A 14,128-nucleotide genomic window follows, 5' to 3' on the forward strand; every position below is an offset into this window, starting at 1 on the left:
TTTATGCCTATAAAAACAAAAAGCGAGGTCAACGACCTCGCCTTTTTCAGACTAGCGTCAATTACGCCACTTGAGTTTGGTGCTCGTCGCCAACGCGCTCGCGCACTACGCCCAACTGGTAAACCGTCTCACCTTCGGCTTGCAGCAGTGCAGTCGCTGCAGCAGCATCTTGGGCCGCGACGATGACAACCATACCGACGCCACAGTTGAAGGTTTTGTACATTTCTTGCTGCGCCACATTGCCTTGTTCTTGCAACCAAGTGAACAGCTTAGGCATAGTCCAGCTTGCTGCGTCAATTTGCGCAACCACATTGCTTGGCAATACGCGAGGTACATTTTCAGTAATACCGCCGCCAGTAATGTGCGCCATGCCTTTGACCGTCAAGGTATCGATCAGTTTCAACAATGGTTTTACATAAATACGCGTTGGCGCCATCACCACGTCTGACAATGAACGACCGCCGTCGAATTCAGCGTTAAAATCCACTTGACCCAAATTCAAAATTTTACGGATCAAAGAGTAACCGTTTGAGTGCGCACCGTTCGATGCCAAGCCCAATACCACGTCACCCGCTTTGATGTCTTGGCCAGTGATGACTTTTGATTTTTCAACCACGCCAACTGCAAAGCCAGCCAAATCGTATTCGCCAACCGGGTACATGCCTGGCATCTCAGCCGTTTCGCCACCAGTCAAAGCGCAACCTGCTTGCTCGCAACCATAGGCAATGCCTTTAATCACTTCAGTTGCGCTATCTACGTCCAATTTGCCGCAGGCGAAGTAATCAAGGAAGAACAAAGGCTCAGCGCCTTGCACCAAGATATCGTTGACGCTCATACCCACCAAGTCGATACCGACGGTGTCATGGCGGTTTAATTCGAAAGCCAGTTTCAGTTTCGTGCCCACACCATCAGTGCCTGACACCAAAACGGGTTCTTTAAATTTTTTGCTGATTTCAACCAGCGCACCAAAACCACCGATGCCGCCGAGTACTTCGGGGCGCATTGTGCGCTTGGCAAAAGGTTTAATATTTTCGACAAGCTGGTCACCAGCGTCGATATCAACACCGGCGTCGCGGTAGCTCAGACTTTGCTTGAGATTTTGGTCGCTCACGGGAAAGGCCTCGTAGTGGGCGGCGCTGTGGGTTAAAATAAGCGCCAGATCTGCTAAACGCCGCATTTTATCGCATTTAGCGCCAAAAGCCTGCCCCCTTTATCAGTCATTTGTACGAGAAAGCGAATTTTTTTGTATCAAAATCGCAATTTTGTCGCTTTCGAGCTGATCGGTGCGGTTTAAATCCCACTGCGCCACACAAAAAATCACTCGCTTCACTTAAATTTACGTGATTTTCGCCGCTTTTTATCCGACAATGCTCGCTCACCAGTTCCACGCAGCTTGAATGCGCTGCTCGCACACGGATTAATGAAGCAACTTATCCTCGACTTTCTGCCCCCTGCCCCCACCACATTTGATGATTTTGTGCGTGGCGATAATGCTGAGCTCCTTTTCCAACTGGGCGAATGGGTGCGGGGTGAAGTGCGCGCGCTGTATTTGTGGGGCGAGAGTGGCGCGGGTAAAAGTCATTTATTAAAAGCCAGTCTGCAACGTTTGCCGACCCAAGTCGAAGTGCACGCCATCAATGCCCGTAATGAAATGTTGCCCCAACACATCGCAGCCGATGCGGCCCTGATTGTTGACAATGTGGAAAGCCTCGATACCGAGCAGCAAATTGTATTGTTTGATCACTTCAATACATTACGCGAAGGCAGTGGGCGAATACTAGTTAGCGGTACACTACCGGCTATGCTACTGCCGCTGCGCGATGACCTGACCACTCGCCTCGGCTGGGGTTTGGTGTATCAACTCAAGACACTATCGGATGAAGATAAAATGGCCGCCCTACAACGGCGCGCCAGGCATTTGGGCTTCGAGCTGCCACAAGACCTAGCCGAATATTTACTCAAACACACCGAGCGAGACTTACCCAACCTGTATCGCCAGATTGAGCAAATCAATAATTATTCGCTCTCTAAGCAACGCCCTGTCACACTCAGCCTAGTGCGTGAAGCACTGAAAACCAACTAGGTATACCCCTAGGCGAATTAATTTATAAGCACTGACAAGAAATACCCTAAGGTAAAACTTTCACCCCAACCGTACTATTACCGGCTAGAGCCCAGCAATCACCGTTATCGTTCGTATATGCACTACCGCCAGCTGTAGTCGTGGCATTAGCAGATGAACTGCGAACGATACCCGTAGTCGGCACACTATCATCAATGGCTTTGTCGAGCGCACAGACAAATCGTGCATCAACCGCGCTTTGCGTTGTCACCCCACCTGCCGTTTGCGAGCCCGGCGTCATATAGTTAGTGCCGGTTGCATAATTGGTGATCGCTCCGCCCTCAGTAATCACCCAAGGAGCACCAAATACACTCCGCAAATCGGCAACCGTTAAAATCCCGCTATTTACCAAAATTAACGGCGTGCTGACATTTTCGACCAAATCCAAAGTCCCATTCCGCGCCCCTGTGCAAGTGGTTTGGTTGCTCACTACATTCGCGCAACCATCTCCCGGGTAGGCGCCATACTTCTCAAAATACACATTAAATGCCGCCTGCATTTTATTCACTTGTGCTGCCATATTTTTGACTTTGGCACCATCGATAAGATCGTTCCCTTTAAAAACTGCACCCAAGATCAAACCAATAATCACCAAAACAATCGCCAACTCGACCAGTGTAAAACCATGCTGCTGTTTAAAACTCATGCCACCCCCAGTGATTTTCAATGCCGCTTTTTCAGCCGAATTCAGTCTAGTTAACGAATTACTACAAATACAAGCCAGCATAGCCCGAGCAGATGCTTTCACTTCCGCAGTGCAACGCCAGCTAAGGTATAATCGGCGTTTTGAATTTTTAGATCTCGCAGCCAACCATGCAAGAACAGTATTCACCGCTTTCCGTTGAAGCCGCAGCCCAAGCGCATTGGGAAGACGCGCGCGCGTTTGAAGTCACCGAAGACGCTAGCAAACCCAAGTACTACGCCTGCTCAATGCTGCCTTACCCATCGGGCAAATTGCATATGGGCCACGTGCGTAATTACACGATCAACGATATGTTGGCGCGCCACTTGCGGATGAAAGGGTTTAACGTTCTGATGCCGATGGGCTGGGATGCGTTTGGTCTGCCAGCGGAAAATGCGGCGATTGCGTATAAAAAATCACCGGCAGAATGGACTTACGCCAATATCGACGACATGAAGTCGCAAATGAAGCCATTGGGCTTGGCGTTTGACTGGTCACGCGAAATCGCGACGTGCGATCCTGAATACTACAAGTGGAACCAGTGGTTCTTCTTGAAAATGCTGGAAAACGGCACTGCGTACAAAAAAACCCAGATCGTGAACTGGGATCCGGTTGATCAAACTGTCTTGGCGAATGAGCAAGTGGTGGATGGCCGCGGCTGGCGTTCGGGCGCGATTGTGGAAAAGCGCGAAATCCCTGGCTACTACTTTGCGATCACCAAATACGCCGATGAACTGCTGAACGACATCGATACGCTGGAAGGCTGGCCGGACATGGTGCGCGCAATGCAGCGCAACTGGATCGGCAAATCCGAAGGTGTGCGTTTCGCCTTCAAACACGATATCAAAAACGCTGACGGCAACTTGGTGCAAGACGGCAAGCTGTACGTCTTCACCACCCGCGCCGACACCATCATGGGCGTGACCTTCTGTGCCGTGGCGGCTGAGCACCCGCTGGCGACGCGCGCGGCAGAACTGAAACCTGAACTGAGCGCGTTTATCGAAGAATGTAAAAAAGGCGGTACCACCGAAGCCGAATTGGCAACGCAAGACAAAGTCGGTGTTGCAACGGGCCTGTTCGTGACTCACCCGCTGACTGGCGCGCAAGTGGAAGTGTGGATCGGTAACTACGTCTTGATGGGCTATGGCGATGGCGCGGTGATGGCCGTTCCGGCGCACGACGAGCGCGATTTTGCTTTTGCCAAAAAATACAATCTCGCCATCAAACAAGTGATTGCAGTGGAAGGCGAAACCTTCAGCACTGACGCTTGGGCCGAATGGTATGGCGACAAAACACGCGGCGTGACGGTTAATTCGGGTAAATACGATGGCTTGAGCTACAAAGCGGCGGTGGACGCGGTGGCGGCTGACTTGGCAGCACAAGACGCCGGCGAGAAAAAAACCACGTGGCGTCTGCGCGACTGGGGTATTTCCCGTCAACGCTACTGGGGCACGCCAATCCCGATTATCCATTGTGATTGCTGCGGCGATGTTCCGGTGCCTTACGAGCAACTGCCGGTGGTCTTGCCAACCGACTGCATTCCAGACGGCTCTGGCAATCCACTGAAACACCGCGAAGACTTCCTGAATGTCGACTGCCCGAAATGCGGCGCGCCAGCGAAACGCGAAACCGACACGATGGATACCTTCGTGGATTCGAGCTGGTATTTCATGCGCTATTGCGACCCGAAAGTCGGCGACGCAATGGTTGGCGACGGCACCGCTTACTGGATGGGCGCGACGGGTGAAACTGCTGGCGGCATGGATCAGTACATCGGCGGCATCGAGCACGCGGTATTGCACTTGCTGTACGCGCGCTTCTGGACCAAGGCGATGCGCGACGCCGGCCTAATCAATTTTGGCGAGCCATTTAAAAACCTGTTCACCCAAGGCATGTTGCTGCGCGATTGCTATTACCGCGAAGATGCGAGTGGCAAAAAGCGCTGGTTCTACCCAGCCGAAGTGCAAGTTCAGCACGATGACAAAGGCCGACCGATTGCGGCGATTGCCGTTGAAGACGGCCAACCTGTCATCATGGGCGGCATCGAAAAAATGTCGAAATCGAAAAACAACGTGGTTGAACCGAAAGACATTATCGAGAAATTTGGCGCCGATACTGCGCGCCTGTTCACGATGTTTGCTGGCCCACCAGAGCAAAGCGCGGCGTGGTCAGACAGCGGTGTTGAAGGCGCATATCGTTATCTGCGTCGCCTATGGACGTATGGCTTTAAACAGCTTGATGCGATTAAGGCTGCGAGTAATGCCCTCGATGGTATTGAGTTGAGTAAAGACGACAAGGCGCTGCGTTTTGAAGTGCACAATACACTGAAGCAGATCAACCTCGACTACGAACGCTTGCAGTACAACACCGTTGTATCCGGCGTAATGAAGTTGCTTAATGCGCTTGAAGGCTACAAGGGCACTAACGCCGCGGTCGTGCGCGAGTGCTTTGGTATCTTGCTGCGCGCAATTTACCCAGCCGCACCGCACATTGCGCATACTTTGTGGAGCGAGTTGAACTACGGCGGCGGCATCGCAACTGCAGCATGGCCAGAGCCAGACAGCGCGGCCTTGGTGCAAGACGAAGTCAAACTGATGGTGCAAATCAACGGCAAGCTGCGCGGTGAAATTCACGTCTCAAAAGACGCCAGCAAAGAAGCGATTGAAGCGGCTGCGCTAGCGGACGAAGGCGTGAAAAAACACCTCGAAGGCGCGCCAAAGAAAGTCATTATCGTGCCAGGTCGTCTGGTCAATATCGTTGCATAAATGAAGTAAATCGTTGAGTAAGCCCCTTATTGCGCGTGTGATAAGGGGCTGTTTCACCCAGCAGTTTGTCCAATCGTTGTATCTTTAGGAGTTGGTATGTCCTTGCGCACCCTATTTGCCGCCTTGCTTGCGCTGAGCCTGATGGCGTGTGGATTTCATTTGCGTGGCCATGGCCCAAACTCAACGCTGCCGTACAGCAGCGCCAAACTCGTTGGCAACGGTGGTGCTTACCAAGAATTAAGTCGCTTATTAGGCCTGCTGAAGGTTGATTTAAACTCGCCGGAACCACAAATTACCATTCAAATTTTATCTGAAGGCGCTGATAAGCAAGTGCTCAGCGTTAACAGCAGCGGCCAAGTTTCCGAATACCGCCTCTTCTACCGGATTCGCTTTAGCGCCAGCAAAGCGGGCGAGATGATTATTGAAGACAATGCGATTTCTTTGCAGCGCAATATCTCCTGGGACGAGAACAGCGTGCTATCGAAAGAAAATGAAGAAGCTAGTCTGATCCGCGAAATGCAACGCGACGGTGCATCTCAGATGATCCGCCGCATCAATGCGGCATCCAAAAAACTGGCGGGCAATGCCTCGAACGCGTCTGCAACAAGCACTGCACAATAATGCGACCCGATGATGTAGCCAAATCACTGCAGCGCGGCCTAGCCCCGCTGTATGTGATTCATGGCGATGAATCTTTACTCGCACTCGAAGCCGCGCAACTTATTCGCGACGCGGCTAGAGCGGCGGGTTATAGCGAACGCAAAGTGTTGACGGTAGAAAATGCGACGCACTTTCAATGGTCACAATTGATCAGCTCGGGTGCATCGATGTCGCTGTTTGCCGAATTGCGAATTCTGGAATTGCGCATCCCCAATGGCAAACCTGGAACTGAAGGGGGTAAAGCGCTAGAGAGCTTTGCCAGCAATCCTCCTAGCGACATACTCACCATCATCACCCTACCCAAGCTTGACAAAACCGCACTGAATAGCAAGTGGATGCAAACGCTTGCTAAAGCGGGTGAAGTGATTGAAGCCAAATTGATCGAACGCACAGCACTGCCACAATGGATCAAGCAACGGCTAGCACAACAAGGCCAAAGCTTAAGTATTGACGCAATGGATTGGCTGGTTGATCGGGTTGAGGGTAATTTATTCGCTGCGCACCAAGAAATTCAAAAGCTCGCGCTGCTCCACCCCAAAGGTGAATTAAGCCTTAGCGACTTGGAAGCCGCTGTCGCCAACGTCGCGCGCTACGATGTGTTTAGCCTTGGCGAAGCGGTTTTAACGGGCGATGCTGGCCGTGTTTGCCATATGCTCGATGGCCTGCGCATGGAAGGCGAATCGCCAGTTTTAGTACTCTGGGCCTTGGCCGAAGAAACTCGCACTCTGTACAAATATGCCCAAGGGCGCTCCCGCGGTACCGCCGCTGCGCAACTGACGAAAGACTTGCGCATTTGGGGCAATAAACAACGACTGATTGAAGACGCGCATACGCGCGTCAACGCCAAGTGCTTAAAGGCTGCTTTGCAGCATGCACGCAAAATCGATGGTTTAATCAAAGGTATCGGCGACGGTGAGGTTTGGGCGGAACTGACCGACCTCGCGCTGCTGCTCATCAATCCAAGCCGCAATAAAACACAAAGAAGCCGCTGAGATGAAAGAACAAATCCTAGTCAACATCACCCCGCAAGAAACCCGCGTAGCCACCATCGAAGACGCCGTTGTACAGGACATTCATATCGAGCGCACCGCGCATCGCGGTTTGGTCGGCAATATTTATCTGGGTTTAGTCAAACGCGTGCTACCCGGCATGCAAAGCGCATTTATTGAAATCGGCCTAGAGCGCGCCGCATTTTTGCACATCGCCGACGTGATCCAGCAGCGCCAAAACCCCAATGAAGTGCAACGTATTGAGCGCATTTTGCACGAAGGCCAAGCGGTGATGGTGCAAGTCATCAAAGACCCGATCGGTACCAAAGGTGCACGCCTCTCGACGCAAATCAGCATCGCTGGCAGATTCTTAGTCTTTTTACCGCAAGATAATCATATTGGCATTTCGCAAAGGATTGGTGATGATGCCGAGCGCGACCAATTGCGTAAACGCATGGAGACGCTACTGCCAGGGGACCATTGCGGTTACATTATCCGCACCAATGCCGATCATGCGTCCGATGAAGAATTACGTGCCGACATCGATTACCTGAATCTAATTTGGGCCGATATTAAACAAAGCGCCCAAACCAAACCCGCTAAATCGCTGCTATTTCAAGATTTATCACTGCAATTGCGCGTATTACGCGACATGGTCACCGAAGAAATTGAAACCGTTCATGTAGATAGTCGCGAAAATTTCGTTCGTATGACCGACTTTGCCTCACGTTTTGTCGCCGACGTATTGCCAAAAATTCAGCATTATTCGGGTGAGCGCCCGCTGTTTGAACTCTATGGCGTTGAAGCCGAGATTGAACGCGCACTCAGCCGACGCGTAAACCTGAAATTTGGTGGCTATTTAATCATTGACCAAACCGAGGCAATGACGACCGTCGACGTCAACACCGGCGGCTTTGTCGGGACACGCTCGTTTGACGATACGATTTTCAAAACCAATCTGGAAGCCACGCAAGTCATCGCGCGCCAGCTTCGCCTGCGCAACCTAGGCGGCATTATCATCGTCGATTTTATCGATATGGATAATGAAGAGCATAAAACGGCGGTCATCGCAGAACTGAAAAAAGCGCTCGCGCGCGACCGCACCAAAATCACCGTTAGCGGCTTTACCAGTTTGGGACTGATCGAAATTACGCGCAAACGCACGCGCGAATCACTCGCCCACATCCTGTGCGAACCCTGCCCAACTTGCCAAGGTCGTGGTGAAGTCAAAACACCACAAACAATTTGCTATGAAATATTGCGCGAGATTTTGCGTGAAGCGAAGCAATTTAACGCCAGCGAATACCGCATATTGGCATCACAAGCGGTCATTGATATGTTTCTGGATGAAGAATCAGCCAACCTAGCGCAATTGGTCGACTTTATCGGTAAGCCGATCTACCTGCAGGTAGAAACGGCTTACTCACAAGAGCAGTTTGATGTGGTACTAGTCTAAGGAATTAACACGAAAGCCTTTTTATAAAAAGCTGCCAGAGCTGTACCAGGACTTAACACTACTGATCGGCAAACTCGTATAAATGGTCGCGCACATCCTGGTCTGGCTTAAAGCCCGACACACAGCGCTGCAAAATATTGATAATTGTGCGCGCATCATTCGCCACACAAGCCACCCCCAGATCGGCAACTATTTGTTCAAATTCATCGCGAGTTAAATAACTTTCATTGGCCTTCATAATGCGCGGATGTTCGGTGCCACTGACATTATCACCAATCAGTAGCTCTTCGTAGAGCTTTTCACCAGGGCGCAGTCCGGAAAACTCAATCGCAATATCACCATTCGGATTAGCTTCATCACGAACGCGATAACCACTCAGGTGAATCATGCGGCGTGCCAAATCAACAATGCGCACTGGCGAGCCCATATCGAGCACAAAAACTTCGCCATTCCCCCCCATTGCGCCAGCCTGAATCACGAGTTGCGACGCTTCGGGAATCGTCATAAAGAAGCGATTGATTTCTGGGTGAGTCACCTTCACAGGGCCACCCGCTGCAATTTGCTTGCGAAATAGCGGCACCACTGAGCCACTAGAGCCCAATACATTACCAAAACGTACCATGCTAAAGCGTGTTTTTACACTTGGGTCTTGCGCATAGGCCTGCAGCGCCAGCTCGGCCATGCGTTTGCTGGCCCCCATCACATTGGTCGGGCGCACCGCTTTATCGGTAGAAATCAGCACAAATGATTCAACACCCGCCTCAATCGCCGCCGCAGCAGCTGAACGCGTACCAAAAGCATTATTTAAAATACCCTCGGTAATATTGAATTCGACCAACGGAACGTGTTTATACGCCGCAGCGTGATAAACCGTCTGAACCTGATAGCGCGCCATGATCGCTGCCAAGCGCATACTATTTTGTACCGAGCCTAATACCGGATGCACCTCAATAGTCAAACCCTGCTCACGAATAATATGGCTTAACTCTTGTTCAATTGAATACAGCGCAAATTCGGATAATTCATATAAAACCAAAGCAACAGGCTGATTCTTGATAATTTGGCGACACAGCTCAGAGCCAATAGAACCACCCGCGCCCGTCACCATCACCACTTTGCCTGCAATATTGCGCGCCAGTAGTTCCTTGTTAGGTGGAACCGGCTCACGGCCTAAAAGCTCATCAACCCCCACCTCGCGTGCATCGGCTAGGCGCACTTCACCACTAACCAAATCAGCCATTCCTGGCAATATGCGCACTTCAACCGCCAAAGGTTCTAGCTGATTGACTAGCTCAATCTGACGAGCGCGCGGCGCAGATGGAATCGCCAGCAAAACTTGATCAATTTGTCCAGCAGCAATTTGCTCGCGCATTTGCTGATTGCTAAGAACAGCCAAACCACCTATTTGCAAGCCTTGCTGATCCCGTGCATCATCAACAAAACCCACCGGCTCGTATTCCTGCCCCGTACGCAACGCCACCGCTAACTGACGGCCAGCGCTGCCTGCGCCATAAATTAATACGGATTTTCTTTCGCTAGAGAGCGGCGCCAACTTGCGCAGCAGACTACGGGCAGCAAAACGACTGCCAACAATAATCCCCATCGCTAGCAACCAAAAAATCAGCACCGAGCCCCGAGGAACCCCAGTAATTTGTAGCAACTGCAACGCAGCAACAAAACCCAAAGTCGCCAACGTAACCGCTGCCGCAATCGTGACCACGGCTTTATCCTCGATATATCGAATCACCGCCCGATACAGGCCAAAGCGAATAAAAATGGGTGCGGCAATTACAGATGGCAAAAAGAATAACCACCACGCAAATTGCATGGGGTAATCCCAATCATCCAGACGCAAGGCAATTGCCGTCCAAAGGGCAATAGGCAGCAATACAAAATCTGCAGCCAGAATAATTAAACTTTTAACAGTACGCGGCAAACCGATTGCTTTAGTAAGCATAAGACAGGAAAACCCAATTCAAAAAAACAGCTATAAAACTGACGATTAGTGCGTAATACCATCTCGCCGCACTACTTTGACCGCAGTCAAAAACATAATTTTCAGATCAAACCAAAAGCATCTGCGCTGTAGATACTCAACATCAAAGCCAACTTTAACAGGTATTGGCAATTCATCACGACCATTAATCTGCGCCCACCCCGTTAGGCCGGGGACTAATTCATGCACGCCTTTTTCAGTGCGCAATGCAATTAAATCATCCTGATTAAACAAGGCAGGACGCGGCCCCACAAAACTCATATCTCCAATCAAAATACACCACAATTGTGGTAATTCATCCAGACTGGATTTACGCAAAAAACCACCAATCGGTGTTAGGCACGCTTTGGGATCTGCCAATAAATGCGTTGCCACCGCTGGCGTATCAGTCCGCATTGAACGAAATTTTGGCATTTTGAATATCTCGTTCCGAATACCAACGCGATCAGACCAATACAAAGCGGGCCCTTTAGAAGTTAGTTTGACTAAAATTGCAACTAACAAAATAGGAATAAGAAATGCCAAAAGCAGAATCAACGCCAATAAAAAATCAAAACTACGCTTCAACATAAAAATCCAAATAATTTTAGCGGATTAACAGGGGTATCATCAGGTTCCCGAGCAAAGTGGGAAGCTATACGATAATACCCCTAAACTCATCACACCAGAACGGTACTAAATCATGCCAGGAGCAAAATTAAAAATGCTTCCTGTCCAAAAATGCACGGGCTGTTTTTAGCAATGCCTCATCCACGCTGACGGGCGGCTGCCAGCCCAATAATTCACGCGCCTTGCTAATATCTACCTGCAATGAGCCACAAAGCCGTTGCGCCATATCGGATTTACCCAACAGAGCAGCCCCTGTTTGCAGCATCCACATTGGCACCGGAATCAAACGGCTGGCAACCCCCGAGGCTTTTGCCATACGCTGCAATAGCTCAGTGGTTGATAAATCCTCACCGTCACTAGCCAGAAAGATCTGATTAGCAGCCGCAGGATGCTGAACACATGTCCAGATCAAATCAACCAGATTATCTAGTGCAACCAAACTGCGTTTGTTTTGGACAGCCCCCAAAGGCAGCGGAACCCCTTTACATAACCATTTCATCATTGATGCAAAATTAGCCTTTACCCCTGGGCCATAGACCAAAGGCGGGCGAATAATCACCACCTCCAGCCCCGTATCATTTGCCAACTGCAGCAACCCCTGCTCTGCTTCAGATTTGGAGATGCCATAGGGATCAAGCGGTGCGGCAATATCATCAGCACGAAATGGCTGTCCCAGCTTTGTGCCTTCGCCATTGACTTTAATCGAGCTGATAAAGACAAAACGGCGCACGCCAGCCGCCACTGCTTGTCGTGCCAAGTTTAGAGTGCCATCAACATTGACCTTTCGAAATTCTGCAAGTGGGTCGAGCGAGGCATCATTCATAATATGAACGCGTGCAGCTGTGTGCACAACAACAGCAACATCAGCCAAAGCATCAGACCAATCGGTTGTTTCATCAATATCACCAACAGCCCCACCCCCACCTTCCCCTCTTCTTGTAACTGCTCGAAAGAATGTCTTTTGCTGCAAGAGGCGAGAGCATAAAGCGCGGCCAATAAAACCATTAGCACCAGTAATTAGGATAATATTATTCATATTTTCGCAGCATCATAACAAAAACAATAAAACCTAAGCGATCTCTAAAACGCCTGCGACATTTTGCTACAGATAAAATCAATTTAAATTTATTCAAGAGTGAAGGATTTGCAACCCAGCAAATTGGCGGCACATCAAGTGCATCAATGGAAGATGCTATAAGCTTGATCTGATTTAAATACCAACCATCACGCAATTTGTTAAAGCGAGATTTTGCAGCCGAAACACCATTATTAACCCCAACCACATTAGCGGCATGCTGCCGATAACGCATACTGGGGACTGGATCAATAAACCAACGAAGGCCATTATGCCTCGCCCAAGCGTAAATAAACCAATCATGCAGTGCAATTTCTTTCATCTCGGATACATTATCAATAATCATTTTTTTTAATTGACTAGCAATTAAAACTGGCATTACATAAGTACACCCTGGACCTGCAGCTTCAAAATAATGGTCCCATTTTTTCTGCGACTGCGCCTTATTAATCAACATTTGACGTCCGTCGGGCCAGAAAGCGGTCACATTACTTGAATAGACATCAGTTTTATACTCATCGAGCGCACTAATCGCGCGTATTAGTTTATTCTCATCCCAAATATCATCTTGATCAGCAAAGGCAACATAATCAAACTCACTAAAATTAACGTCCCTTATTAGTCGAAAAAAATTGGCCCCAGCACAACCAGACCTCATGCTTGGTAAAATTTCAAAATCACACGAAACTCTGCTACTAATTACTTCAACGCTACGATCAATAGACCCATCGTCACTAAAAAAAATCTTAACTCTGACATGCTTCTGCGTGGCCAGTGATGCAATTTGTTCTACAATGTTTTCCTCACCATTAAAAACAGCTAATAATATAGCAACGCGAGGAAGTGAAAAATCACACGACATAAGCCACCTACAATTTCCACGTCAATTTCGGACGGTTCAAAATACCATCAAGGACACCAACAATCCAAGATCTGAAATAGAGGCTAAAACTTCTTGTAGAAAAAATTAAAATTGCCTGATATACAAAAGAAGAAAATATCTCTTGCAACGCCAATACTTTTGGTACATGGGGCAGCTTCAATAAATAGAATGAATTCCTCACTCTATAATATCGCCTAAAAGCAGAGTGGACAGGCACCCTCCAGAACAAAATCTTAATTGAGCTATCACCAATTGCGTGCTCCATTTTGGCTTTGGGCGCAATCACGATAGAATACCCGTTAGAAATTGCGCGCAAACACCATTCAGTATCAACATAGTCAATAAAAAAGTCCTCATTCATACCACCAATATCCTTCAGAGCATCTACAGATATGCACGAACCTGAGGATATGACTAAACTCACATTGAATAGTTCTTTTTTATTAGACGGTTCAATTTTTCTTCTAAACCCATATTTATTTACTTCTATCAAGGGATAATAGAAACCATACCGACTATCCACGAAAACCGGGGCTACGCACGCAACTTTCTTTGCAGGGGGTGTAGCTTGAAAAGCTAAAGTTAACTCATCCACAAAGCCAGATTCAATCGAGCTATCCTGATCAAAAAATACAATGTATTCTGCCCCAGAAGCAGCTGCACTACGTATTCCGAAATTTTGCGCGGCAGCAATACCATGATTGCAAGCCAGCTTCATTAATTCTACTCTCTCAAACTTGGCAACGCATGCAGCTAAGTCGACTTCATTAACGCTTCCATTATCAACTACAACTACTCCATTTACTTGCTCCGTCAATTGCCGCAATAGAGATTCAACATTGGCAATCACTGGATTGAATGTAACAATAACAGAATAAACACTCATCAAAC

Annotated in this window: 12 protein-coding genes; 5 read left to right on the plus strand and 7 right to left on the minus strand. The window is 49.0% G+C overall.

Annotation, left to right across the window (positions count from 1 at the left end; translation table 11 throughout):
• Positions 1–61: 61 nt before the first annotated feature.
• Entirely contained in the window at positions 62–1,084 is a 1,023-nt protein-coding gene (gene purM / locus NT239_04315) for a phosphoribosylformylglycinamidine cyclo-ligase (GenBank protein XGA72772.1), read from the minus strand.
• Between the two features lie 336 nt (positions 1,085–1,420).
• On the opposite strand from purM, the gene hda reads away from it, so the two are divergent.
• Positions 1,421–2,083, plus strand: a complete 663-nt coding sequence (gene hda, locus NT239_04320; GenBank protein XGA72074.1) for a DnaA regulatory inactivator Hda — start codon at positions 1,421–1,423, stop codon at positions 2,081–2,083.
• A 46-nt stretch (positions 2,084–2,129) separates the two neighbouring features.
• On the opposite strand, the gene NT239_04325 is transcribed toward hda, so the two are convergent.
• Positions 2,130–2,768 (minus strand): prepilin-type N-terminal cleavage/methylation domain-containing protein, encoded by a 639-nt coding sequence (locus tag NT239_04325; protein ID XGA72075.1) that lies wholly within the window; start codon positions 2,766–2,768, stop codon positions 2,130–2,132.
• 167 nt (positions 2,769–2,935) lie between these two features.
• On the opposite strand from NT239_04325, the gene leuS reads away from it, so the two are divergent.
• The 4 genes from leuS (at position 2,936) to rng (ending at position 8,674) form a co-directional block, all read left to right on the plus strand.
• Positions 2,936–5,569 carry a leucine--tRNA ligase gene (gene leuS, locus NT239_04330; protein XGA72076.1) on the plus strand — a complete coding sequence of 878 codons (2,634 nt, stop codon included), beginning with the start codon at positions 2,936–2,938 and terminating at the stop codon, positions 5,567–5,569.
• A 96-nt stretch (positions 5,570–5,665) separates the two neighbouring features.
• On the plus strand, positions 5,666–6,190 hold the full coding sequence (lptE, locus tag NT239_04335; GenBank protein XGA72077.1) for an LPS assembly lipoprotein LptE: 525 nt from the start codon (positions 5,666–5,668) through the stop codon (positions 6,188–6,190).
• Positions 6,190–7,221 (plus strand): DNA polymerase III subunit delta, encoded by a 1,032-nt coding sequence (holA, locus tag NT239_04340; protein ID XGA72078.1) that lies wholly within the window; start codon positions 6,190–6,192, stop codon positions 7,219–7,221. The genes lptE and holA overlap by 1 nt, the downstream gene beginning before the upstream one ends.
• A gap of 1 nt (position 7,222) precedes the next feature.
• A complete protein-coding gene (gene rng / locus NT239_04345) occupies positions 7,223–8,674 on the plus strand; it encodes a ribonuclease G (protein ID XGA72079.1) in 1,452 nt (483 codons plus the stop codon).
• Positions 8,675–8,732: 58 nt separating this feature from the next.
• Here the strand turns inward: rng and NT239_04350 are convergent, their stop codons facing one another.
• From NT239_04350 to NT239_04370, 5 genes are all read right to left on the minus strand, one after another.
• Positions 8,733–10,631, minus strand: coding sequence for a polysaccharide biosynthesis protein (locus NT239_04350; GenBank protein ID XGA72080.1), 1,899 nt, complete (start codon positions 10,629–10,631; stop codon positions 8,733–8,735).
• 45 nt (positions 10,632–10,676) lie between these two features.
• The gene (locus NT239_04355) at positions 10,677–11,240 is read right to left on the minus strand and encodes a sugar transferase (protein ID XGA72081.1); all 564 of its coding nucleotides are present in this window, start codon (positions 11,238–11,240) and stop codon (positions 10,677–10,679) included.
• Between the two features lie 127 nt (positions 11,241–11,367).
• Positions 11,368–12,315 (minus strand): SDR family oxidoreductase, encoded by a 948-nt coding sequence (locus NT239_04360; GenBank protein XGA72082.1) that lies wholly within the window; start codon positions 12,313–12,315, stop codon positions 11,368–11,370.
• Positions 12,308–13,216 carry a glycosyltransferase gene (locus tag NT239_04365; GenBank protein ID XGA72083.1) on the minus strand — a complete coding sequence of 303 codons (909 nt, stop codon included), beginning with the start codon at positions 13,214–13,216 and terminating at the stop codon, positions 12,308–12,310. Before NT239_04365 ends, NT239_04360 begins: the two co-directional genes overlap by 8 nt.
• Positions 13,217–13,223: 7 nt before the next feature.
• Positions 13,224–14,123, minus strand: a complete 900-nt coding sequence (locus NT239_04370) for a glycosyltransferase family 2 protein (protein ID XGA72084.1) — start codon at positions 14,121–14,123, stop codon at positions 13,224–13,226.
• Between the last annotated feature and the right edge of the window lie 5 nt (positions 14,124–14,128).

It is taken from the genome of Chitinibacter sp. SCUT-21, assembly GCA_041874755.1.
Lineage (GTDB): Bacteria > Pseudomonadota > Gammaproteobacteria > Burkholderiales > Chitinibacteraceae > Chitinibacter.